This is a genomic window from Rhizobium indigoferae, assembly GCF_034554815.1.
Classification (GTDB): domain Bacteria; phylum Pseudomonadota; class Alphaproteobacteria; order Rhizobiales; family Rhizobiaceae; genus Rhizobium; species Rhizobium leguminosarum.
The window spans coordinates 1,614,653-1,638,479 of record NZ_CP140635.1 but is presented as its reverse complement, the minus strand read 5'-3'; the positions used below and the strand labels follow the sequence as shown (position 1 = coordinate 1,638,479).

The following is a 23,827-nucleotide window of genomic DNA, read 5'->3' as shown; positions in this document are numbered from 1 at the left end:
TCCCAATTCCTGTATCATTCCGCCCAAAGGGGAACGGCACTCGCGGGGTGTTCGGGACAACTCTCGGCTGCCCTAAGCCAACCGATTTCAGTCTCCCGCCTGCAAACAGCTTGGTGCGGGTAGAGAGACTTGAACTCCCACGCCTTGCGGCACCAGAACCTAAATCTGGCGTGTCTACCAATTTCACCATACCCGCGTTCACAAAACCGCATGCCTCTGCCTGCGCATGAGGCCTTCCGGAGCGCGGCGTCTCTATATCACCCGATTTGGTCGAGGCAAAGGAAAAATGAACGGCAAATGACAGGGGACCTGCGGCCCTGCAGCCGCCCTCCTCCGAAGCGCCGTCGGATCAGTAAAGCGGCTCGTCGTAAACCGGCTTGCCGTCAACGAGAAGGCTGCGGATTTGCGCGCTTCCATCAGGCGAGACACGCACCGATATTGCGACATTGCCGTCGTTGCGGGCCTCCTCGATCGGCTTGCCCTTGCCTTCAGGAACGTAGTAGCGCTCGATGCCGTATTCGACACGCATGTTGTCGCCGGCGGCAAGTGCGCCACTATAAAATGGCAGGCTGCGCAGGATCACCGTCTCCGGCTGCGGAGGCAGCTCGTGGAAGGACGATTCGGTGACTGTCCAGAAACCGTCCTCCTGCTTCTTCAACCGAACCCATAACACCCGTTCGCCAACCTCGGCCGGAATCCCGCCGGAAACCGTCTGAACCGGCACTGAGGAAATGTCGTAGTTCAAGACGACATAATCGCCGCGCAAGAAATCGCGCGGATCGACGGGCGCCGTCTTCAACAGCACCTCGGCGCCGTTGCTGAGGATCGACGCCCGGCTCTGGATGATCGTGCCGAGGATAAGGGTCTGCAGACCGGCGACGATGATGGCCGAAAGCAGATAGCCCTTGCCGGATTGCAGCTTTGCCATGAACGAGCTCATGCGCGCTCCCCCTGGGCATTCGCCGAAAAACGCCGTTCGAGACGGATGACCATCCAGGCGACCAGCGCGACCACGAGACCGGAGAAAAGGAAGAGGCTCGACGTGCCGAGGATGGAGCCGACGGTGACGGAGGCGAGATAAAGCATCTCGGCGGCAAAGGTCGCATAGGCGAGATATCGCACCGCGCCGTTATCCCTGCCGTGCAGGGCGATCGCCAGCACGGAAGCGGCAAGCGTCGCCACTCCTAGCACCACCAGCCGCCAGCCATCCTCGATCTCGATATGCAGCAGCAGGAAGCCGATTACAGCGACAAGGAAGCTGTAGAAGGCCGGAGCCGCACCGGCGCTCCTGATCAAGGAGGCGATACGCGGGAGCGGCACCGCCGTCAGGACAAAGGCCGCCATTCCGCCGATCGCGAAGGCTAGCGCCACGGCGATCTCCTCATAAAGAGTATAGAGCCAGGCGAGCCAGCCGATCAGCAGCAGATAGGACAGATGGCGAGCCCGCTCGGCGCCGGTATACCGCACCAGCCCGATGACGATCACCGCCATGAGAGGCGCCATCCAGGGATCGAAGCCTATCCAATGTGTGTCGTTGTTCCCAAGATAGACGGCGAAGGACGCCCAGGAGAGGAAGCCCGCGACGACTGCCACGGCACCCGAACGGAACAGGATCGCCGAGATCGTCGCGATCGCGAACCAGAGATACATCACCGTCTGCTCGTCGCCGGAGAGATGATACATCTGCCCGACCAGCGAGATGGCGCCGCCGAAACTCATCGCGCCGATGACCAGCAAGCCACCTGCGGCCGCTGTCGCGCCGCGGGCAAGCATCCGGGCAGAGGCGATATGCACCAACCAGATCAGGGCAAGGATGCCGCCGACGCGGACAAGGCGCGGGATAGCTTCCCAGTTGGAGGCGACGACCAACAGGATGGCAGCGGCAAGCAGCACCGCCGCCAGCGCCATCAGCACCCTGCCGAGGCTGAAGCTTGCAGGGCGGCTATCATATTCGGCGAGAAGCGCACCTGCCGTTTCCTGCCCGAGCAGGCCCTTGCCCACCCAGAGCGAGAGATCCCGCTCCAATCTGCCGCGATACATGCTCAACCCCTTGATTTCCGGAACGTCGACTGCGGCGCTGCGGCTCACGCCGTTATAGACGCAGCACGGGTGTTCGCAAACGCTGTTGCGACAAATATACAAGTTCCTCATTGGTCTAAATAGTATCGAGTGTTAACCGGCCGCTAACGGCAGAAGCGCTAATATAAGCTTATGGACGGAGAGGCATGCGATCCTTGCATATCCCCCATGAATTTATTGCACTGCACAATACTCATTAGTCATACTATTGATCAGAACATCGAAGCGCGGGGATGGCGCCCCGGCCCGGCTCCAGCCGGATGCCCGCGGATGCTTTGTCCGTGATTCGCAGCTGCGCACTCCTCCTCCCAGCGCGTTGCGATAGACTGGCAACACTCCTCCTCCCAGTTGTCAGTCACCATCACACGCCCGCCGGATCCTCCCCCGGCGGGCGTTTTTGTTGAGCCAAAGCTTTGTTAAAGCATTGATGGTTGAAGGATTTTCGTCGTGTGACGCCGTCAATGCCACATTGTCGTCACACCGCTCCACCAACCCCGTGAACAGATGCGCGACTTCCGATCCGAAGCGGAACGCCTCTTTGTTACAGAAGGACGGGCGGAACTGGCGGAGGGAGCGGCGTTTTCCGCTGCGGCACCCCATTCGCCCCTCCAAATCGACCTGCTCTCCTAAAAGTCATTCTGCCTATTCGTTGACCAAAATACGGTGAGTCTGCGTCAAATACCCTTTGAGCATTGCATCATTTGCATGGGTGATCTGAAAACTTGGCTGTTTTAGTCTTTCGCGCCGCAACATATATTCCGGTCATCAAATAGAGGTCAGCGCCGATCGGTGGCTGCTGGCAGATGAAACCCTCGGAAAGGGGCTTAACATGAACTTCTCTCGCTCTTTCAATAACTGGCGCAAGTATCGTCAGACCGTCACGGAACTCGGCCGCATGACCAACCGCGAATTGCACGATCTCGGCATCGACCGTTCGGACATCCATCGCGTTGCCCGTGAGGCTTCTTCCCGCTGATTCAAGGCGATCGCCGTTCCTCCCAAGCACGATTGCTCTCGATCGAAACGCCCGCTGTACCCACAGCGGGCGTTTTCTTTTGTCTGGACGTGGTGGGCGCGGCGGTTGCATGTTTTTCCGCTTGATTAGCCCGCCCAAAAAATATTCACCGCCTAATTGTCGAGCATCACATTGCACAATTGCATGGCAGACGCCTTTTATTTGCACTGCACAATCGGACTGATATCGCCTATATAAACATCAACCGCAGAGAGACAGGCGATCCCGCCGTCCCGCGGACATAGGAAGAAGAAAATGAACCCGATCCGCATTGCAAAAAGCTGGCTCAGCTACCGTCGTACGCTCAACGAACTCGGCGGCCTTTCCAACCAGACCCTGTCCGATATCGGCGTCAGCCGCTACGACATCCGCAATATTGCATCCCGCTCGTTCCGCTAGTAGCGAGTACGATGCTTCCAAGACGGCGCCACGAAGGCGCCGTTTTTGATTCCGGGGTACTGGGCCACGAAGGCGCCGTTTTTGATTCCGGGATGCTGGGCCACGAAGGCGCCGTTTTTGATTCCCGGGTGTTGGATCGCTCCTGCCGACATGATATCAGCCCAGGATGAACACGATCTCCTCCTATTCCCCCATCCACGTCGTCGGCGGCGGGCTTGCCGGTTCGGAAGCCGCCTGGCAGATCGCCAGTTCCGGCGTTCCGGTCATCCTGCATGAAATGCGCGGGGTGCGCGGCACGGATGCGCACAAGACCGACGGCCTGGCCGAACTTGTCTGTTCCAATTCCTTCCGTTCCGACGATGCGACCAGCAATGCCGTTGGCGTCATCCATGCAGAGATGCGCATGGCGGGCTCGCTGATCATGGCCGCTGCCGATCGGTGCCAGGTACCGGCCGGCGGTGCGCTCGCCGTCGATCGTGACGGCTTCTCCGAGGCGGTGACCAAGGCGGTCCATGACCACCCGCTCATCACCGTCGTGCGTGAAGAGATCACCGGCCTGCCGCCCAGTGACTGGGATCTTGCCATCGTTGCCACCGGACCGCTGACGGCGCCGTCGCTCGCGAGCGCCATCCAGGCAGAAACCGGCGAGGATTCGCTCGCCTTCTTCGACGCCATCGCGCCGATCGTCTACCGCGAGAGCATCGACATGGATATCTGCTGGTATCAGTCGCGCTACGACAAGGTCGGGCCTGGCGGCACCGGCAAGGATTATATCAACTGCCCGATGGACGAGGCGCAGTACAATGCCTTCGTCGACGCGCTGATATCAGGCGACACGGTCGGTTTCAAGGAATGGGAGGGCACGCCTTATTTCGACGGCTGCCTGCCGATCGAGGTGATGGCTGAACGCGGCCGCGAGACACTGCGCCACGGACCAATGAAGCCGATGGGGCTGACGAACGCGCATAACCCGACAGTCAAGGCCTATGCCGTCGTGCAGCTGCGGCAGGACAATGCACTCGGCACGCTCTACAACATGGTCGGCTTCCAGACGAAGCTGAAATATGGCGCGCAGGCGGACATTTTCCGGATGATCCCGGGTCTGGAAAATGCGGAATTTGCCCGTCTCGGCGGCCTGCACCGCAATACCTATATCAACTCCCCCACCCTGCTCGACCGGTCACTGACGCTAAAATCGCGGCCCGGCCTGCGTTTTGCCGGCCAGATCACCGGCTGTGAGGGTTATGTGGAAAGCGCCAGCGTCGGGCTGATGGCCGGGCGTTTCGCCGCCGCCGAACGCAAGGGCGAGGCGATCTCGCTACCGCCGGCGACGACGGCGCTCGGCGCGCTGCTCGGTCATATCACCGGTGGGCACATCGTCACCGACGAGGAGCCGGGCAAACGATCGTTCCAGCCGATGAACATCAATTTCGGGCTATTTCCGGAGCTCCAGCCGGGTTCGATCGTCAAACCTGAAGGCGTCAAGCGCTTCCGCGGCAAGGACAAGACGATCATGAAGCGGCAGCTGATCGCGCGGCGTGCGCTTGCCGACTGCGCGACCTGGCTCGGTCAAGAATCGACGCTTGCCGAAAGCGCCTGACCGGCGTTTTCAAGCGCATCGGACCCGGTTCATGCGACCCGCGTGAAGTCTTTGCTTTTATGCATGTCGCCCAAAACCGCTGCACACTTTTGGGCGACATGCATTACTGCTTGTTCGCCGCCGAAATATTGCCGGGCGGTAGGTCCTTATCCGGCTCGGCGATATAGTTGCCGAGCAGCCAGAGCGAAACCTCCGAGGCTTCCTTGGCGGAAGCGAATTCGAAATCGCCGTTGTGATAGGGTGCATCGAGGAAGTCGATCACCAGTCCCCGGCCCGTTTCCGAGCCCACGACGCGCACCCGACCCGGCTCGATCAGATGGCAGGCGAAATGGCGCGACATGTTGCGCATGAAGCCCGCCTTGTTGTCGTGCAGGCGCACAAAAACGGCCTGGCCGTTTTCCGTCGCCTGCAGCTGACGGATCGCCTCGTTCGGAAAGGCGCGGCCGAACTCGATGATGGCGAGGCCCGTGTCATGCAGGCCGTCTTCCTTGTTCTGCGCGGCCATGCGCGTTGCCACGAAAGCAATGAAAATGACGATGGCGAAAAGGACGCACCAGACGATAATGCCCACGCCGAGTCTCCGTTCAAAGGGTAGCGGTGGAAGCCTTGTAGCGCGCGAGACTTGCGCGAATTTGACCGATATCAGATTTTTCGGCGTGCGGCAGCCAGCCCCATCCGCAGCTGGCGGCGCCACTGCGGCGGCTGCAGCGGCCGGTCAAACAGCAAGGCGCCCCGTTTCTGCGCCCTGATGAGCACCGGTTCGGCAATCGTCGCCGGCAGGAAGGCCGGAAAGACAGCTAGCGCAATCGGTCCCGCCGCCCTCGCCTTTGCCAGATGTTCGCGACCGAGGCCGGCGAAGGCCTCGATGGCGGCAGAGATGCGCGGCCGGTCTTCGCCGGCGAGGAAGGCATCGCGGTCGAGACCAGTGGCGGACAGGATCTGCAGCGGAATATAGATCTGGCCACGGCGGCGATGCAGCGGCATCAGCAGCAACAGCCCGGCGATCGCTTGGGCGACGCCGGCATGGCCGGCGGCGTCGGCCGAGCGTGCGGCCTCCTCCGGCGAAAGCACCAGGCTTGCGAGCTGGATCAGCGCGGATGCCGTTTCGCCGGCATAGCCTTCAAGCGAAAGACGTGTCTCCATCGGATCGTCATAGAGATCGAAGGTGCGGGCCCCGATCATGTCGATCAGCGTCTTGCGCGGCAGGCGGTGCGTTTCAATCGCCATCATAAGCGCCGCGGCGACGGGATTGGCCGCCGTCGAGCCGTGTGCGCTGCCCTCCAGAAGATCGTGCCAATATTGTAGCCGCACCTCCCCGGGCAACGGCTCGTGCACGAGATCGCGGATGCGGGCAAGCTCGGCATTGAAGGCATAGAGAGCCGCAAGCGCGCCGCGCTTTTCCTCTGGCGACAGCAGACAGGCGAGGTAGCGGTCGCGATCGCTCTCACGCAGCATCGCCAGGCAGATCTCCTGGTTCGTCGCAATATGCGCTTCGGTCATCGTCAGACCGCAATCAACGCCGCGGCGACGGCACGTTGCTCGGCGAGCATGATATTGAAGGTGCGCACTGCGGCCCCGGTGCTCATCGGATCGGAGGAGATGCCGCGCGATTTCAGCGCCAGCTTCAATTCCTCGGGCAGGCGGCGAAGCTCGGTTCCAGTACCGACGAGCAGAACCTCGATATCACTAGCCTCATCAAGCACGCGGCGGAAATTTTCAGGCGACAGCGGTTTCGACATATCCATGTCCCAGCCATGAATGCCGGAGGGCAGGCAAAGGATGGAGCCACGATGCGACATGTCGGCAAAGCGAAAGCCGCCATTGCCGTAAGCATCGATCGGAGCGCGGCCGGGGAAATGCGCGGCGCGGATTTCTATGCCTTTTGCCATGTTTCAAACCACCGTGCCGGATTTTACACCGGCATCCGTCTTGTTGCTCTCTTCCCCGTCGGGAGCCTCCGGCCGCAGCCGGAAGACGATCAAGACAGGAGCGGCGATATAGATCGAAGAGAAGGTGCCGAGAGCGACGCCAAAGAGCATCGCAAAGGTGAAGGAGCGGATGACTTCGCCCCCAAAGAGAAACAGCGCCAGCAAGGCGGTCAGCGTCGTCGCCGCGGTCAGAACGGTGCGCGACAGCGTCTGGTTGATCGAGGCATCGATCAGGATCGGCAGCGGCATCTTCTTGTATCGCTTGAGATTTTCGCGCATTCGGTCATAGACCACGACCGTGTCGTTCAGGGAATAACCGACGACGGTGAGCACGGCGGCGATGCTCGTCAGGTTGAACTCGATACCGGTGAGGACGAAGAGACCAAGCATGATGATGACGTCGTGCAGCGTTGCGACGATGGCGCCGACCGCGAACTGCCATTCGAAGCGGATCCAGATGTAGATCAGGATCGCGGCTAGTGCTGCAAGCACGCCGAGCGTCGCCATCATCGTCAATTCGCCCGAGATCGCGGGTCCGACGACGTCAACGCGGCGAAAATCATAGTCCTCCTGGAGCTCGCCGCGCACCAGCGTCGCCGCCGACTGCTCGGCATTTTCGCCGCCGCCCTGGGAAGCGATGCGGATCCGCGCGTTCGACGGTCCACCCGTTCGCTCGACGCGCACGTCGCCGAGATTGAGATCATTGAGGCGCGAGTGGAGATCGGCGATGTCGGCATTGCCCTGCTTCGCCGTCACCTCGATGAGCGAGCCGCCAGTGAAATCGATGCCGAGATGCAGGCCGACGGTGGCAAAGGCGGCCATGGCAATCAGCGAAATGACCGCCGACGCCGTAAAGACATAACGGCGGATTCCCATGAAGCGGATATTGGCGTGTTCAAAAAGATGCGCCAGAACGCTCTTCGGCAGATGTCGAGGATGGCGCGCTCTCAGCCAGACGGCAACGATCGAGCGCGTCAGGGTGAAAGCCGTGAAAACAGTCGTCAGGATGCCGACCGCCAGCGTCACCGCGAAGCCGCGGATGGATTCGCTCCCGAGGAAAAAGAGGATGATGGCGGCGATGAAGATCGTCACATTCGCATCGATGATCGTTGCAAATGCGCGTGAGAAACCGCGGCCGACGGCCTCCGCAAAGGAATGGGTGGTCTTCTCCTCTTCGCGGATACGCTCGTAGATCAGAACGTTCGAGTCGACCGCCATGCCGACAATCAGCACGATGCCGGCAATCCCGGGCAAGGTGAGCGTCGCGCCGGCAAGGCTCAGCACCGCGACGATGAGCATCAGGTTGAAGAAGAGCGACACGACGGCGATGACGCCGAGGATGCGATAGAGCGCGATCATCAGTGCCGCGACCAGCACGACGGCGACGAGACCGGCAACGAGGCCGCTGAAGATGGAATCGGCGCCGAATCTCGGGCTGACGCTGCGTTCCTCAACGCTGGTCAGCGTCGCCGGCAAGGCGCCGGCGCGCAGCATGATCGCAAGGTCGCGGACGCCATCTTCCGAGAAGTTCGCCGAAATCCGGCCCTCACCGCCGGTGATTGCCGCATCGATAACCGGTGACGACATCACCTGGTCGTCGAAGACGATGGCAAGGTGCTTGCCGATATTCTGCCCCGTCGCCTGCGCCAGCCGCTGCGTACCTTCCGCATCGAGACGGTAGGCAATCGCGGTATCCTGCGTCTGCTGATCGACGACAGGCTCGATATCGACCATGTTGCTGCCGGTGACGAAAGCCGTGCGGTCGACCAGATAAGGTACCGGCGGGTCGTCAAGCGAATAGAGCACCTGCGATGTCGCCGGCCAACGGCCGTTCAGCGCCTCCTGCCCCGACATGCTTTCGTCGATCAGATGAAAGGAAAGTTTGGCCGGCTGGTTCAGGATGTTCTTCAGCCGCTCAGCATCGACCGATCCCAGCACCTGCACGACGATCCGGTCGGCGCCATCCGGGCGAACAAGGAAATTATCATAGCCGAATCCGGCGATACGGCGGCCAACGATATCGAGCGACCGGGTCCGCGCGGAAGCAACGTCAGCGGTAATGCCGGCGTCGGAAATCTGCAGCGAGAGCTGCCCCTCCGCGCCCTGCTGCAGCGCGACCCCAGGTCCCGAATGTCCGCCAATCGTCGTCAAAGGCTTCAGGAGATCGACCGCCGCCTGTGTCTGCGCCGAATCGGTGATGCGGACGGTGACGGTCTGGTCATTGCCGGTCAGCCCGGTATAGCGGATGCCAGCGCCGCGCAGCGCGTTGCGCACATTGGCGACCGCCTCTTCCAGGCGGTCCTTGACGATATCGGAACGCTCGACCTTCAGAACGATATGCGAGCCGCCCTGCAGGTCGAGACCAAGCACTACGCGGTCGTGCCGCAACCAATCCGGCAGGGAGGATCGCTGCTCCTCAGTCAGCAGATTGGGCGCAGCGATGGCGATGGCCGCAAACGCGACCAGCCAAATCAGAAGTGTTTTCAAGCGGGAAAAATGCAACATTCTCTCGACGATCTTCCGATCCGGCGGTCCTGCCGTTATCGCTTGTTACGCCGCGTCGGCCTTGACCGGTTCACCCTTGACGCGAATTTCGGAGATGCCGCTGCGGACGATGCGCACGCGCACGCCATCAGCGATCTCGACTTCGACTTCCTTTTCGTCGACGACCTTGGTGACCTTGCCGACGAGACCGCCGCCGGTGACGACCTGGTCGCCGCGACGAATTGCCTTCAGGGTCTCCTCACGCTTTTTTGCCTGTGCGCGCTGCGGACGGATCAGCAGGAAGTACCAGACGACCATCAGCGGCACGAACAGGATGATCATTTCGAAACCGGAACCGCCGAAACCCGTTGCGGTATCGGTCGCGCTCTGGGCGAATGCCGGGGTGATGAACATGCTAAACTCCTCAGGCTGGGGCGGCGGAACTCCGCCTCTCTTTTCAGGTTGCCGGACTATAGTTACCGCTTCGATGAATGCAACAGAAACAGCCGGAAACAGTACCGATTCCGCTGCCTCATAACCTTTCCGCCGTCAAAACGCCATGCTACCCGGCATCGAAAGATTAAAGCGGATTGCCGCAGTGAGAAATCAGGAGGCCACCGATGACCGAGGAAATCAACACAGCCCTGCTCGCCGAACTTAGACGGCTCGCAGACGCCGTCGAGCGTCTTGCCGGACCGGCACCCGCCCTCAACGACTGGGATGCTGCCGACTGCTTCGTCTGGGCGCCTTTGCGCCAGCATCTGCAGCCGGTCAAGAGACCGAACCGGGTGGCGTTGACGCTCATCCGCGGCGTCGATCACGTGCGCGACATCCTGCATGAGAATACGGTGCGTTTCGCCGAGGGTTATGCCGCCAACAATGTGCTGCTCTGGGGCGCGCGCGGCATGGGCAAATCCTCGCTGGTCAAGGCCGTGCACGAGGATGTCAGGCGCGAAAGCAGCGTCTTGCTGAAGCTGGTCGAAGTCCATCGCGAGGATATCGCCACCCTCCCCCATCTGCTCGATCTCCTGAAGGACACGCAGTACCGTGTGATCGTCTTCTGCGACGATCTCTCCTTCGATCACGATGACACAGCCTACAAGTCGCTGAAGGCAGCACTCGACGGCGGCGTCGAAGGGCGGCCAGACAATGTGCTCTTTTACGCCACCTCCAACCGGCGTCATCTCCTGCCGCGCCACATGATGGAAAACGAGCAGTCGACGGCGATCAATCCGTCGGAGGCGGTCGAGGAAAAGGTTTCGCTTTCCGACCGCTTCGGCCTCTGGCTCGGCTTCCACAAATGCAGCCAGGACGATTATCTCGGCATGATCGACGGCTATGCCGATCACTTCAAGCTCGAGCTCGAACGCGACAAGATGCATGCCGAGGCGCTGGAATGGGCAACGACGCGCGGCGCACGCTCCGGCCGCGTCGCCTGGCAGTATATCCAGGACCTGGCCGGGCGCATGCGCGTTCACATCGATCGGGGCTAGAGCGCGTCGCGCGTCAATCCGAATTCACGCGACGCGTTTTGGGTCTTTGTCGTTTATCCCAAAACCGCTGCGCACTTTTGCGCGACATGCATTAAATGACAAAAGCCCGGCTGGTGGCCGGGCTTTTGCGTTTCCTGGTACGCAGTACCTATTCCAGGAAAGTCATCGGGTTGACCGGGGACGCGTCCTTGCGCACCTCGAAATGGACCTGCGGCTGCTTGACGTCGCCGCTCATGCCGGAGACGGCAACCGTCTGGCCGCGCTGGATCTTCTGGCCGCGGGTGACGCTCAGCGTGTCGGCGTTGCCGTAGACGGTGACGGTGCCGTCGTCGTGACGGACGAGAACCGTGTTGCCGAGTTCCTTCAGGCCGTTGCCGGCATAAATGACGACGCCGTTTTCAGCGGCCTTAATTGGTGTGCCCTGCGGTACCGAGATGTCGATGCCGTCATTGCGGTTGCCGTTGACGTTGGCGCCGTATGAAGCAATAACCTGGCCGCGCACCGGCCAACGGTATTTGCCGATACCGGTCGATTCCGGTGCGGCGGAGCTGACGTCCGACTTCTTCTCGGCATCGTCGACGGTCTGGGTGGCGGCCGGCGCCTTATAGGGCGCAGGCTGCACGGAAGCCGTCTGCAGGGTAGCCGCCGGCTGGGTCGGCTTCGGATCGACCTTCTCGGCCGGGATCGAGGCGGTCTTGATATTGTCGGCGGTGCCGTTCGGGATCTTCAGAGCCTGACCGATGCGGAGCGAGTTGGCCGAAAGATTGTTGGCGGCCTTGAGATCGTCGACATTGCTGCCGGTCGCCTTGGCGATCTTTGCCAGGGAATCGCCTTGCTTGACGACATAGGTGCCGGCAGGTGCCTTCGGATCCTTGCCGGCGCCGGCGGGAAGCTTGCCGGTGGCATCAGCACTCGCCAGCGTCTTGTCACGGGCGGAATTGGCGCCCGGAATGACGGCAACGTTCTGCTCAGGCGCCTTCGGCGCCTCCGGCATCTTGCCGGGCTTGGAAAGGTCAGCCGCCTGCGATGCCGCCTTGGCGGCATTGCCGCCATTGAATGTCGGGATGAGGATCGCCCGGCCCGGCTGGGCGGCAGATGCCGTCTTCAGGTCATTGACGCGCAGGATTTCCTTTTCCGGAACGCCGAAACGCCTGGAGAGCGTAGCGATGCTTTCACCCGGACGCAGCGTTACCGAAGGAGCGTTGGTCGCGGACCAGCCGGAAACCTTCGGCGTCGTGCCGGTCGTCAGCGTATCAGGCGTCACCTTGGGTGCCGCCGGCGGTACCAAACGGGGCTTTTCGGCCTGCGGCGCAGCCGGGAATGGTTGGGCGAGCGCGACTTCCCTTTCCCGCTGCCGGGACGGAGCAACGACCGTCGGCGCGGCCAGATCTGAACGCTGCACCGAGACCGGCGCGGAAGCGAGACGTGCGCTCGAGTTCGACGTGCGGGTCGGATCGTAACCCTGGCGCGCGGGATAAGGCTGGTTCAGCGCATCATTGCCGCCGCCGTAACCCGACTGGCTGGCAACGGCCGAACCGCCGAGATCGGCGCGCGGCACCGGATCGCCCTGAGAACCGTTCATATTCCTGCGCGGAATGGAACTTGTGGTGATCTGGTCCTGCCCGGAGGAGGAAAACAAACCGCCAAACCGTGTCACATCGGAACTGCAGCCCGTTGCGGCACTTGCCAGCAGGCCAACAACCAGAAGATTACCGGCCGACTTCCCGAACTTTGGCGAAAGACTGAAACGCATGACTCGACCCACTGAGAACGCAACCATTTGTGAGTCTATTAAAACGCGTTAGTATTACCACGCGGTTAAGATGCTGGAATCAGTGCGATATTTTTGAGAAGTTGATAACCATAGGCTTATGGGTGAAAAATCATAGTGCGCAGAGCATAATGCCGAAAACTGCGAGCAGCTTTTCCGATTGTGATGCATATTCAGATTTCACGCCGATCCGTCCGGAAAACATCCACGCCTAGGGCAGCGAGGCCCTACAACAGCGAGGCAAGGCGCGGAACGATCGGCAGATAGGGAGCTTCGAACAGTTCCTCGCGTTCGAAACGGCTGCCGGTTTTCGTCAGCCGCACCATGCGACACTCGTTCTCGGAAATCATGAGCGGCGCGATCATCGAGCCACCGGAAACGAGCTGGTCGGTATAAAAGCGCGGCATCGCGTTGAAGGCGGCCGTCACCAGGATGCGGTCGAACGTGCCCTCACCCTGCATGCCGGCACTGCCGTCGGCATGGCGAATGATGACGCTGCGCAGACCAAGCGATTCCATGCGCCGCTGCGCTGCCGTCGTCAGCGTCTTGTAGCGGTCGATGGACAGGACACGCTCGGCCATGCGGCCCATGACGGCGGCGGTAAAGCCGCTTCCGGTGCCGATCTCCAGGACGCGCTGGCCGGGCTTGAGCTTCAGGTGATGCAGGATGCGGACGGCAAAATCGATGCCTTCGAGAAAGGAGCCGCACTCGATCGGGATCGTCCGGCTTGAATAGGCGTCGTCGGCATATTGCGGCGGCACAAACAGTGAGCGCTGCGTCTGCTCGACCGCCGTCAGCAGATCGAGGTCGGAGATACCTTCGGCACGCAATCTGAGGACGAGTGCAGCAAAGCCCTCCTTCTCCGCCAGTCTTGCCGTCAAACTTGTGCTCCGTATCCCAAGGCCCGCGCCACGCGGTCCGTCACGGAATAATCGGTCAGATCCAGTTTCAAAGGCGTTACCGAAATCTTATTATGCTTCAGGGCGTGAATATCGGTGCCTTCAACGAAGGCGCCGGCGCGTTCGCCAAACTTCAGCCAGTAGTAAGGAAAGCCCCGGCCGTCGGAGCGGGCGTCGACCTGCAGATTGAAGGCGAGCTTGCCCTGCATGGTCACCTCGGCGCCATTGACTTGGTCGGGACGGCAGTTCGGGAAGTTGAGATTGAGGAACGTACCCTCCGGCAGGTCCAGGACCATCAGCTTTTCCAGAAGAGCCGGCGCATGCGTCTCGCAGACCTCCCAGGGCACGATGCGTGCGCCGTCCTCATAGAGATAGGCCTGGCTCAGCGCGAAGGAGCGCACGCCCTGCATGGTGCCTTCGATGGCGCCGGCGATCGTGCCGGAATAGGTCACATCGTCGGCAACGTTCGAGCCTGAATTGACGCCAGACAGGACCAGATCCGGCTTGATGTCCATCACCTGCCTGATGCCCATGATGACGCAATCGGTCGGCGTGCCACGCAGGGCGAAATGCTTGTCGGAAATCTTGCGCAGCCGCAACGGTTCGGAGAGGCTCAGCGAATGGGCCAGGCCGCTCTGGTCGGTCTCTGGCGCGACGATCCAGACATCGTCGGACAGCGTCCGCGCGATCCGCTCCAGCGCTGCAAGGCCTTCGGCGTGAATGCCGTCGTCATTCGTAAGCAGGATGCGCATCGCCTCAGGCCGCCCGTTCGATCTTGGTCAATCCGCCCATATAGGGCAGCAAAACGTCCGGAATCGTGACGGAACCGTCCTCGTTCAGATAATTTTCAAGGACAGCGATCAGGCAGCGGCCGACGGCCGTGCCGGAACCGTTCAGCGTGTGGACGAACCTGTTGCTCTTGTCTTCCTTGCCGCGGTAGCGCGCATTCATTCGGCGGCCCTGAAAATCGCCGCAGACCGAGCAGGAGGAGATTTCACGGAAGGTATTCTGCCCCGGCAGCCAGACTTCGAGATCGTAGGTCTTGCGCGAGCCGAAGCCCATGTCGCCGGTGCAAAGCGTCATGGTGCGGAAATGCAGGCCGAGGCGTTTCAGCACTTCTTCGGCGCAGGCGGTCATGCGTTCATGCTCGGCAATGGCGCTCTCGGCATCGGTGATCGAAACGAGCTCGCATTTCCAGAACTGATGCTGGCGCAGCATGCCGCGCGTATCGCGGCCGGCGGAGCCCGCCTCCGAACGGAAGGACGGTGTAAGCGCGGTAAAGCGGAGCGGCAGCTTTTCCTGATCGAGGATTTCCTCGCGCACCAGATTGGTCAGCGTCACTTCGGCCGTCGGGATCAACCAGCGGCCGTCCGTCGTCTTGAAGAGATCGTCGGCGAATTTCGGCAGCTGGGCGGTGCCATAAACGGCCTCGTCGCGCACCATCAGCGGCGAGCTGACTTCGGTATAGCCGTGCTCGCTGGTGTGGAGATCAATCATGAACTGGCCGAGCGCACGCTCGAGCTTGGCGAGCGGCCCGGTCAGAACCGTGAAGCGTGAGCCGGAGAGCTTGGCGGCGCGCTCGAAGTCCATATAACCGAGTGCTTCGCCGATTTCGAAGTGCTCCTTCGGTGCGTGGTTCCAGCGCGGCTTTTCGCCGACGGTGCGGGTGACGGCATTGTCATGCTCGTCCTTGCCGACCGGGACGTCGTCGAAAGGTATGTTCGGGATGCGCGAGAGCGCGTCATTGAGCTCGGCCGTCAGTTGCCGGTCCTCTTCCTCGATCGCCGGCAGCAGAGTTTTGAATTCGGCGACCTCGGCCTTCAGCTTCTCGGCAAGCTCGCTATTCTTCTGGGCCATCGCCGCACCAATCTCCTTGGAGGCGAGGTTGCGGCGGGAGAGCAAGTCCTGCGCCTTCTGCACGGCGGAGCGCCGCTTTTCATCGAGGGCAACGAGACTTTGGGCCAGAGGCTCCGCGCCGCGCTTGGCAAGGGCGGCATCGAGCGCTTCGGGATTCTCACGGATCCATTTGATATCGAGCATCGTCGTTCCAGGTCGTTGCAACAGAGGTGGCCCGGCCAAAGCCTGATCGGACCTCGACCGGAAATTACAGCGCCGCCGTGTCTTTTCAGACGCGCAAGGGACGCTGTAACACTTTGAATTGCTGCATAATTCTTTAAACCGATTCCGATTTAAGGATTATGCAGTCGACGGCGTTCATGAAGGGATTTCCACATCTCAGCTCAGACACTGTCCGTCTTGGCAACGTCTGCGGATCCGGTTTCCTTTTCGACCGCCTGCCGGGCACGCTGGCGCTCCACGAGTCGCGCCGCATGGATGGAAATCTCGTAGAGAAGGATCGTCGGTATCGCAAGGCCGATCTGGGACATTGGATCCGGCGGCGTCAGCACGGCGGCGACGACAAAGGCGAGGACGATGGCAAACTTGCGCTTTTCGGCGAGCCATTGCGACGTCAGAAGACCGACACGGGCAAGCAGCGTGGTGACGACGGGAAGCTGGAAGACGAGGCCGAAGGAGAAGACCAGCGTCATGATCAGGCTCAGATATTCCGAGACTTTCGGCATCAGCGAGATTGCTATCTCGTCATGACCTGGCGCCTGCTGCATCGACAGGAAGAACCACATGACCATCGGCGTGAAGAAGAAATAGACGAGCGCGCCGCCCATCAGGAACAGGACCGGCGAGGCAATCAGGAACGGCAGGAAAGCCTGGCGCTCATTCTTGTAGAGACCCGGCGCCACGAACTTGTAGACCTGGGCGGCAATGATCGGGAACGCGACCACAAGGCCGCCGAACATCGCCACCTTGACCTGGGTGAAGAAGAATTCCTGCGGCGCGGTGTAGATGAGCTGGGCTTTCTCGACGTCGAGATGCGCCCACACGACGGCTGTCTTGTAGGGTATGACCAGATAGTTGAAGAGATGCTTGGCAAAAAAGAAGCATGCGATGAAGGCGACGAAAAACGCGCCGATCGACCACATCAGCCGCGTGCGCAGCTCCATCAGGTGCTCGATCAACGGCTGCGGCTTGTCTTCGATGTCACCGCTCATGCCTCGTCCTTCTTCGTCTGCGCCGGCTTCTTCGGCGTTGCAGGCTTCCTGGCTGCCGTCGTGCGTTTCGGTTTTTCCACAGGCACGGCAACGGCGGCCGCAGCATCGACCTTGTCGGCAGTCTTGACGCGCGGCTTGCGCACGACCTTCGGCTTAGCGGCAACAGCATCGGCCTGGACAATCGCTGCTGCGACCGGTTCCGACGGCGCAGGTGTCGCTACCAATGGCGGCGTTTCCGGCAAGCTCATCGACGGCGTCGGGGCTGCAACAGCATCGGGCGGCACCTCGGTCTTGTTCTCCGTGACCGTGGTCGACTTCTGCAGGTCGGCCTTGATCTCGTTGCCCATCTGGCGAAGCGGATTCATCGCCTCGCGCAGGCTGTTGACCGGGTTGAGTTTCTGGGCGTCGCTGATCGTCTGGCGGACATCGTCAAGTTCCGCTTCGCGCAACGCTTCATCGAACTGCGCACGGAATTCGCCCGCGACCTTGCGGGCGCGCTGCGTCATCTTGCCGAAAGCGCGCAGCATCGGCGGCAAATCCTTGGGACCGACAACCACGATCAGTACGACCGCGATGACCAAAAGCTCGGTCCAGCCAATATCGAACATGCAAGGCTCCTGGACGGGAAGCGCGGGGGCTGCGCTTTTTCCCGGACTTGGTTACTTCGTTTCGTCGGCCTTGTGATCGACGGTTTTTGCCGTATCCGGCGCGTCTTCGTCCGTCATGCCCTTCTTGAAGCTCTTGATGCCCTTGGCAACGTCGCCCATTAGTTCCGGAATCTTGCCGCGACCGAACAACAACAGCACGATGACCAGAACGATCAGCCAGTGCCACATGCTAAAAGAACCCATTACGCTAACTCCCTGTTTCTATGTTCCCACGATGTAAGGATTTCCAACATCGTTTCCAACATCAAGCCCTTTGGATTGAGCTTAATGTCACGGTATCGCCCTTTGTGACAAGCCATCGACCCATCGAAAAGTGGTGGCCACCATTGTTTTCGCCATGCATGGCAAAAGCAAGACGCAAGCCCCTCAATCTTCAGGGGTGCCACGCGGTGCCAGCAACCCCAGTTCCTCGAGGTCCATCTGGGTGATCGGGTCTTCGTCCTCGGTCAGTTCGTCGTTCATCAACGGCGAGGGAATATTGAAGTTCGCCGGAATGCGGCCCGACAGCAAGCCCGCTCCCTTCAACTCTTCGAGACCGGGCAGGTCACGCAGCTCTTCGAGTCCGAAATGGTCGAGGAAATCGCGTGTCGTGCCCAATGTCACCGGCCGGCCCGGTGTGCGCCGGCGGCCGCGGAAGCGCACCCAGCCCGCCTCCATCAGCACGTCGAGCGTGCCGCGCGAGGTCTGGACGCCGCGGATATCTTCGATTTCCGCACGGGTCACCGGCTGATGATAGGCGATGATCGCCAGCACTTCCAGTGCGGCGCGCGAAAGCTTCTTCACCTCATTGTCATCACGGCGGATGACGAAGGACAAGTCGGCGGCGGTGCGGAAGGCCCAGGCGCCTTCGACCTGCACAAGATTGACGCCCCGCGGCGCATATTGCTCCTTCAGGCGCAGCATGATCGCATGCACGTCGGTCTTCTCGGGCAGGCGCTCCGCGAGGAAGCCTTCGGAGACCGGCTGCGAGGAGGCGAAGACCAGCGCCTCGGCGATGCGCTCGGCCTCGATCTCGGCCTGCAGGTCGCGGCCCCTGCCTTCGAAATTGCCTTCGAAATCTTCTTCGCCCCTCAGGTCGATCAAACCGGCCGCTCCTGTTCCACCACCTGCAGCGTGGCATGTTTCGGACCGCGGCGCATGTATATCGGCTGAAAGGCGCCGTCCTGGCGGATTTCGAGCTTGCCCTCGCGCACCAGCTCCAGCGAGGCGGCAAAGGCGCTGGCGATTGCCGTGACGCGTTCTTCAGGCGCTGCGAGATAACGCAGCAGATAATGCTCCATCGCCGTCCAGTCGGCGACCTCGCCGATCATCTGGGTCAGCAGCTCGCGTGCATCGGTCAGCGACCAGACGGTGCGCCGCTCGATCGTCACCTGAGTGACGGCATGGCGCTGGCGCAGCGCCGCATAGGCGGTCAGGAGATCGTAGAGGCTCGCTGCGTAAGCGGATTGCTGCCGGTCGGGAATATGCTCGGGCGCGCCGCGCACGAAGATATCGCGGCCGAGGCGGTTGCGGTTGACGAGGCCGTCTGCCGCCTGGCGCATGGCTTCGAGACGTTTCAGGCGGAAGGCGAGTGTTGCCGCCAGCTCCTCGCCGGAAGGGCCGTCATCCTTGACCTGCTGGGGAATGAGCAGCTTCGACTTGAGATAGGCAAGCCAGGCTGCCATGACGAGATAGTCGGCGGCAAGCTCAATGCGGATACGCCGGGCGCTTTCGATGAACAGCAGGTATTGCTCGGCGAGCGCAAGCACCGAAATGCGCGACAAGTCGACCTTCTGGTTTCGGGCGAGATAGAGCAACAGGTCGAGCGGGCCTTCGAAGCCGGCGACGTCGATCACCAGCGCCGGCTCGTGGCTGGCGCGCTCCGCACCGTTATCCTGCCACAACTTGTCCATCGGCGTCGCCGCCTGCGGACGTTCCGTGCCCTTGACCGTGCTCACCTAGCTACTCCCTTACGATCAGACCGTCGCAAACATCGCCTCGAATTCCGCCCTCAATTCCGCTTCATCTGATGTATCCGGCGCCGCGAAGCCTGCTTCCACCGCTTTTGCGCGGGCAAGCGATATGCCGGCGAGCGGCGGAACATTTGCCACGACATCTAGCATCTCGTCCATATTGCCGTTGCAATGCAGCACGATATCGCATCCGCCTGCAATGATATTCGCCGCGCGTTCACCGATCGTGCCGGAAAGAGCGTTCATCGAGCTGTCGTCGGAGAGCAGCAGACCGTTAAAGCCGATGTGTTCGCGGATGATGCCGTCGATCACCTTGCGCGAGGTCGTCGCCGGATTGTCCGGGTCGATGGCGGCGAAAACGACATGACAGGTCATGGCCATCAACTCGTCCTTCATCGCGACAAAGGGCGGGAAATCATGGAGTTCCAGCTCATCGCGCGAGACGGTGACGACAGGCAGCTCCAGATGTGAATCCGCAAAGCCGCGACCGTGGCCGGGCATATGCTTCATCACGGGCAATAGGCCGCCGGCCTTCAGCCCTGCGGCAACCGCCCTTCCCATCGCGATGACGGTTTCAGGATCGCCGCCATAGGCGCGGTCACCGATAACGTTGCTGCTGCCCTCGACAGGCACATCGAGCACCGGCAGGCAATCGACATCGATGCCGAGGCTCGAAAGGTCGAAGGCGTGCAGCCGCGACATCAACCAGGCGGCGCGCAGGCCGAGCATACGATCGCGGCGATAGAGATCGCCGAGCGTCTGGCCGGAAGGATAACGCGCTAGAACGGGTGGGCGGATGCGCTGGACGCGGCCGCCCTCCTGGTCGATTAGCACCGGTGCATGCCAGCCGACACTGTCGCGCAGTTCGGCGACGAGATCGGTGATCTGCCGTGCTTCGGAGATGTTGCGCCCGAAGAGGATGAAGCCCCAGGGCCGTTCGCCCCGATAAAAGGCTTTCTCTTCGGATGTGAGGGAAAGGCCGCTGCAGCCAAGGATCATCGCTTTTGATTCGGTCATATCCGAATCATAGACGGCGCCCGGCCAAATGCGAGCAAGGTCGGGCCTGATGCACAAAAAAGAGCGGCGGGCCGATCCGGCCCGCCGCTCCTATATTCTGTTCAAAAAACCGATCTACTTGGAGATCAGGCAGCTTCCGCCCGCCGCGCGATACTGTTCGCAGAGCGCTGCGGCCTCGTCCTTGGAACCGGCCGGAATGCGGACACGGTAGAAAGTACCCTTGCCGGCGATATCGGCCCTGCGGATCTCATGACTGCGGCCGCCAAGCACGCTGGCGAACTTCTTCGACAGGTTGGCATAGGATTTGGTCGCCTCGTCTTCCGAAGGCAGCGAGGCGATCTGGATGCCGTAGCCGCCGGCGGATGCGGCCTGCTGTGGCTTTGCGGCGACTGGAGCTGCGGCCGCGACCTCAGTCGTCTTCGGCTGCTGTGCGGGCGGCCGGACATTGCCCTTCTCGGTGACGGTGCCGACGACGTTGACGGGCTGGTCGGCCGGACGCGCGGTCGGAATCGGCGCGGTATCGGCAATCGCCGAGGTCTTGACCGGGCGCACCGGCGGAGCGGCCGGAGCGGGATTTGCGGCCTGCGCATCAGCACTGCCGGCGAGCGGCGGCTGTGCCGGCGCAGTTTCGACAGGGGCTGCAGAACGCGCATCGGCGGAAGCAACCTCGGCGCTTGCCGGGAAGCTTGCGGCCGTTCCGCCGACTGGAGGCACGGGCGAGGTCGATTGCGCGGACGGGGTCGACTGGGCCGTCAACGGCGGCTGAGCCGGCGGTGTCGGCTGGGCAGACGGCGTCGCCTGGGCAGACTGTGTCGCCTGAGCAGACTGCGTCGGCTGGGCAGACGGCATCGGCTGATCGACGGGCGCCGGCTCCTCGCGGGCAACCAACGTACCGTCAGGCTTGACGATCATCGTGCGGACCTTGCGTGGCGAAACGGACGGCGTCTTGTCGGCGTCGCTTGCCGAAGCGTTGTCGGCATTGTCCTGGTTCGGCAACAGACGCGGATCCTCCGTCTCACCGACCGCAGTCGGCGTGACCTGATCGTCAGCGTTGGCGTTCTCGTCGTCTTCAGGCAGCGCTTCCGGTGTCAGCGTGCGCTGGACAACATCGACGGGCGCCTCGTCGGAAGAAACGAGCGCCTTCTGCTTCGGCTCTTCGGCAGAACCCGCAACACGGTCGTAAACGGCCTTATCCTGGTTCGGCACGGTCTTGCCGCCAGGATTTTCCGGAACGACCTTGACCGGCTCCTTGTCGGCGGTGATCACGCGCGGCTCGCCGGACGCGACAATGCCGAGCCCCTCGCCGTTCCAGACGGAGGAATAGACACCATAAGCGACACCGGCGAAGACCACGAGCACGACGGCCCCGGCAAGCAGCCGGCGCATCGACCGGGCGCGGCTGAAATCAGCGGCCTGGCTTGCCGACTCGATACGAACCTCGGAGGTCTCGCGGCGCTCGACCGGCTCGCGCACGCTGCGGCGGAAATCCTCCTCCAGCGCCCGTTCGAAATCATCGAGGCCATCGGCGATGGTGGGCTTGACCGGCGTTGCCGCGGCCGCAGCCGTATCCCGGACTGGCGTCGGCGTTTGCCGCGGCTTGGCCGGTTCAAAGAAGCTGGCGATCTCCGCGTCGAGATCGAAATCGAAATCAGCAGTTTTCGCGACCGGCGCGGGCTGCTCGACCGGCGGCAGCGTCGGCACGTGCATGTCGTCGACGGTCTCGGGACGATCCTCCGGATCGGAGATCATCGCCGGATCGAATGGCAGGTCTTCGGTCGAGTCGGAGGCAGCCGCCCAGTTGAAAGCCGGAGCCGGAGCTGGAGCCTGCGGCTCGGGAACGAAGGCTGGAGCGGACCGTACAGGGGCGGCAGCGGCCGGCTGGAAAGCAGGAGCTGGCGGCTCTGGCGCAAAAACAGGCGCGGGCCGAGGCGTAGCGACGGCAGCGGTTGGCTGGGGAGCAGGTGCAGGCGGCTCTGGCTGCGGCGATGGCTCGGACGTCTCGGAGAAATCGAGGTCGGCGAGCTCCAGCTCGATGCCGGCAAGATCCAGCTCGAAATCATGGCCGGCGAAGGGGTCGTCGGCTTCCGGCACCGGCTGCGGCGCCCGCGAATATGCCGTTGCGGCAGGCTGGGGCACAACGACCTCGGCAAGCTGCGGCGCGATCGGCCTTGCGGCTTCGGAAGCATAGACCGGAGCCGGTTCGATCGGAGCAGGCTGGACGGGTGCTGCGGCGAGCGGTGCGGGCGCGATCACCTTGGGCTCGACAGGTGCGGCGGCCATGGGAGCAGCAGAAACGGGCGCTGCCTCGATCGATGCGGGCTGCGGCGAGACCGGCGTCGGATTGGCACGTTGCGGCACCGGATAACGCGAGACGTCGGCAAGCAGATCGTCAAGATCGAACGTGCCGGCGGTGTGCGGAACATCAGGCACGACCTCGGTCAGCGCGGCATCGGCCTGGATCTCGCCTTCGACGGCGGCGGCGATGAGATCGAAACCGGCATCGGACCCGAAATCCTGCAGCTCTTCCTCGATCTCGACGAATTCTTCGGCCTCGGCGGTCTCTTCCGATGCGATCACCTCATCATGGCGATCGAGCTCGGCGGGGAAGCCAAGCGACGGTGAAGCGGATTCGAATTCCTCGGAAGGCTCGATAGCAGCGACGGTCGCCGGCGGCTCGATGACAGGTTGCGGTTCGACCACAGGAAGATCGGCGGACGGTGCCTCAGCAACCGGTGCTGCGACCGTTTCGGCCACAGGCTCCGGCAAAACAACCGGTTCATCGCGCTTCGGTGCATGGAAATTGGCAAGCGGCAGCCTGATGCTGGCAGCCGACCATTGCGGCGCCTTGGCGGGCTGCGCCAGCGAAGAAACGGGTGCTGCGCCAATCGACAGCTCAAGCTCCTCGATCAGGTCGCGCGCACCGCCGAAGGCCGATTGCACCGATGCCTCGGGCTCGGGCTCGGGGGAAAGCTGCTCCGCCCAGTCGGCGGCAGATGCGTCCCCATTCCCTGCGGCGGGCAAAGCTACTTCTTCTTCAGCCTCGACTTCTTCAGCCTCGACCGGGGCGACGGAAACCGGCTCAGGAACCTCCGCACGTTCGGCGGCGGGAGAAGCGTCGAGAACGGGCTCGACGTAATCTTCAGGAGTGACATCATCAGAGAACGGCTCGGCGGGCCGGTCGAGCTCTGCGAGCGGACGTGGCGAATCGTAGCGGTCGAACTCGCGCCCAAGCTCGTCTTCGAGATCGAGGGCGGGCTCGCGGCGTGCGGTCTCAGTCACCGTATTCGCCGCAACACGCGGCTCGAAGCCGACGATCCGGGCAAGTTCAGCCAACGGATCATCGTCGGCAAACAGATCGTTTTTTCCGCGCGTATCATACGCAAGTTGTTTATCAGCCATGCCTATTCCCACTCGCAAACGCCAACGCTCAAATGCCAGCGCATTGTGGGGAAAT

Annotated in this window: 22 protein-coding genes and 1 tRNA gene; 4 read left to right on the top strand and 19 right to left on the bottom strand. The window is 62.0% G+C overall.

The genetic code is table 11. From position 1 onward, the window contains the following. Nucleotides 1-111: 111 nt before the first annotated feature. From U5G49_RS08370 to U5G49_RS08360, 3 genes are all read right to left on the bottom strand, one after another. Nucleotides 112-196 (bottom strand) — tRNA-Leu (locus tag U5G49_RS08370). A 153-nt stretch (nucleotides 197-349) separates the two neighbouring features. Beyond that, nucleotides 350-940, bottom strand: coding sequence for a GDYXXLXY domain-containing protein (locus tag U5G49_RS08365; protein ID WP_131647057.1), 591 nt, complete (start codon nucleotides 938-940; stop codon nucleotides 350-352). After that, the gene (locus tag U5G49_RS08360) at nucleotides 937-2,040 is read right to left on the bottom strand and encodes a DUF2157 domain-containing protein (RefSeq protein ID WP_193443311.1); all 1,104 of its coding nucleotides are present in this window, start codon (nucleotides 2,038-2,040) and stop codon (nucleotides 937-939) included. Before U5G49_RS08360 ends, U5G49_RS08365 begins: the two co-directional genes overlap by 4 nt. Before the next feature lie 868 nt (nucleotides 2,041-2,908). On the opposite strand from U5G49_RS08360, the gene U5G49_RS08355 reads away from it, so the two are divergent. From U5G49_RS08355 to trmFO, 3 genes are all read left to right on the top strand, one after another. Then, nucleotides 2,909-3,055: a DUF1127 domain-containing protein gene (locus tag U5G49_RS08355; protein WP_010067591.1), complete on the top strand. Its 147-nt coding sequence runs from the start codon at nucleotides 2,909-2,911 to the stop codon at nucleotides 3,053-3,055. 294 nt (nucleotides 3,056-3,349) lie between these two features. After that, complete coding sequence (locus U5G49_RS08350) at nucleotides 3,350-3,493, top strand: DUF1127 domain-containing protein (RefSeq protein WP_003573524.1); 144 nt, start codon at nucleotides 3,350-3,352, stop codon at nucleotides 3,491-3,493. Nucleotides 3,494-3,659: 166 nt separating this feature from the next. Further along, on the top strand, nucleotides 3,660-5,093 hold the full coding sequence (trmFO, locus tag U5G49_RS08345; RefSeq protein WP_018445614.1) for a methylenetetrahydrofolate--tRNA-(uracil(54)-C(5))-methyltransferase (FADH(2)-oxidizing) TrmFO: 1,434 nt from the start codon (nucleotides 3,660-3,662) through the stop codon (nucleotides 5,091-5,093). Nucleotides 5,094-5,196: 103 nt separating this feature from the next. On the opposite strand, the gene U5G49_RS08340 is transcribed toward trmFO, so the two are convergent. From U5G49_RS08340 to yajC, 5 genes are all read right to left on the bottom strand, one after another. Continuing rightward, complete coding sequence (locus U5G49_RS08340; protein WP_112902768.1) at nucleotides 5,197-5,664, bottom strand: hypothetical protein; 468 nt, start codon at nucleotides 5,662-5,664, stop codon at nucleotides 5,197-5,199. A gap of 71 nt (nucleotides 5,665-5,735) precedes the next feature. Next, nucleotides 5,736-6,593 (bottom strand): phytoene/squalene synthase family protein, encoded by an 858-nt coding sequence (locus tag U5G49_RS08335; protein WP_193443308.1) that lies wholly within the window; start codon nucleotides 6,591-6,593, stop codon nucleotides 5,736-5,738. 2 nt (nucleotides 6,594-6,595) lie between these two features. Next, complete coding sequence (locus U5G49_RS08330; RefSeq protein ID WP_018241804.1) at nucleotides 6,596-6,982, bottom strand: Mth938-like domain-containing protein; 387 nt, start codon at nucleotides 6,980-6,982, stop codon at nucleotides 6,596-6,598. Between the two features lie 3 nt (nucleotides 6,983-6,985). Further along, nucleotides 6,986-9,526 carry a protein translocase subunit SecDF gene (secDF, locus tag U5G49_RS08325; RefSeq protein ID WP_193443306.1) on the bottom strand — a complete coding sequence of 847 codons (2,541 nt, stop codon included), beginning with the start codon at nucleotides 9,524-9,526 and terminating at the stop codon, nucleotides 6,986-6,988. A gap of 45 nt (nucleotides 9,527-9,571) precedes the next feature. Then, on the bottom strand, nucleotides 9,572-9,919 hold the full coding sequence (gene yajC / locus U5G49_RS08320; protein WP_003558894.1) for a preprotein translocase subunit YajC: 348 nt from the start codon (nucleotides 9,917-9,919) through the stop codon (nucleotides 9,572-9,574). Between the two features lie 206 nt (nucleotides 9,920-10,125). On the opposite strand from yajC, the gene U5G49_RS08315 reads away from it, so the two are divergent. Further along, nucleotides 10,126-10,998, top strand: a complete 873-nt coding sequence (locus U5G49_RS08315) for an ATP-binding protein (protein WP_193443303.1) — start codon at nucleotides 10,126-10,128, stop codon at nucleotides 10,996-10,998. A gap of 148 nt (nucleotides 10,999-11,146) precedes the next feature. Here U5G49_RS08315 and U5G49_RS08310 read toward each other — a convergent pair whose 3' ends face one another. From U5G49_RS08310 to U5G49_RS08260, 11 genes are all read right to left on the bottom strand, one after another. Beyond that, entirely contained in the window at nucleotides 11,147-12,751 is a 1,605-nt protein-coding gene (locus tag U5G49_RS08310) for a M23 family metallopeptidase (RefSeq protein WP_193443301.1), read from the bottom strand. Between the two features lie 245 nt (nucleotides 12,752-12,996). Further along, complete coding sequence (locus U5G49_RS08305; protein WP_018241800.1) at nucleotides 12,997-13,650, bottom strand: protein-L-isoaspartate(D-aspartate) O-methyltransferase; 654 nt, start codon at nucleotides 13,648-13,650, stop codon at nucleotides 12,997-12,999. Further along, nucleotides 13,647-14,420: a 5'/3'-nucleotidase SurE gene (gene surE / locus U5G49_RS08300; RefSeq protein WP_193443299.1), complete on the bottom strand. Its 774-nt coding sequence runs from the start codon at nucleotides 14,418-14,420 to the stop codon at nucleotides 13,647-13,649. The genes U5G49_RS08305 and surE overlap by 4 nt, the downstream gene beginning before the upstream one ends. A gap of 4 nt (nucleotides 14,421-14,424) precedes the next feature. Then, a complete protein-coding gene (serS, locus tag U5G49_RS08295) occupies nucleotides 14,425-15,708 on the bottom strand; it encodes a serine--tRNA ligase (RefSeq protein WP_193443296.1) in 1,284 nt (427 codons plus the stop codon). Between the two features lie 200 nt (nucleotides 15,709-15,908). Further along, nucleotides 15,909-16,736 (bottom strand): twin-arginine translocase subunit TatC, encoded by an 828-nt coding sequence (gene tatC / locus U5G49_RS08290; RefSeq protein ID WP_018241797.1) that lies wholly within the window; start codon nucleotides 16,734-16,736, stop codon nucleotides 15,909-15,911. After that, nucleotides 16,733-17,344, bottom strand: coding sequence for a Sec-independent protein translocase protein TatB (gene tatB, locus U5G49_RS08285; RefSeq protein ID WP_047622273.1), 612 nt, complete (start codon nucleotides 17,342-17,344; stop codon nucleotides 16,733-16,735). The genes tatC and tatB overlap by 4 nt, the downstream gene beginning before the upstream one ends. Before the next feature lie 51 nt (nucleotides 17,345-17,395). Further along, the gene (locus U5G49_RS08280; protein WP_003538990.1) at nucleotides 17,396-17,587 is read right to left on the bottom strand and encodes a twin-arginine translocase TatA/TatE family subunit; all 192 of its coding nucleotides are present in this window, start codon (nucleotides 17,585-17,587) and stop codon (nucleotides 17,396-17,398) included. Between the two features lie 183 nt (nucleotides 17,588-17,770). Next, on the bottom strand, nucleotides 17,771-18,487 hold the full coding sequence (gene scpB / locus U5G49_RS08275) for an SMC-Scp complex subunit ScpB (RefSeq protein ID WP_130652275.1): 717 nt from the start codon (nucleotides 18,485-18,487) through the stop codon (nucleotides 17,771-17,773). Then, nucleotides 18,484-19,341 (bottom strand): segregation and condensation protein A, encoded by an 858-nt coding sequence (locus U5G49_RS08270; protein WP_168299233.1) that lies wholly within the window; start codon nucleotides 19,339-19,341, stop codon nucleotides 18,484-18,486. The genes scpB and U5G49_RS08270 overlap by 4 nt, the downstream gene beginning before the upstream one ends. 18 nt (nucleotides 19,342-19,359) lie before the next feature. After that, on the bottom strand, nucleotides 19,360-20,373 hold the full coding sequence (gene nagZ / locus U5G49_RS08265; RefSeq protein ID WP_026230555.1) for a beta-N-acetylhexosaminidase: 1,014 nt from the start codon (nucleotides 20,371-20,373) through the stop codon (nucleotides 19,360-19,362). A gap of 114 nt (nucleotides 20,374-20,487) precedes the next feature. Then, complete coding sequence (locus tag U5G49_RS08260) at nucleotides 20,488-23,772, bottom strand: SPOR domain-containing protein (RefSeq protein WP_193443294.1); 3,285 nt, start codon at nucleotides 23,770-23,772, stop codon at nucleotides 20,488-20,490. Nucleotides 23,773-23,827: the final 55 nt, after the last annotated feature.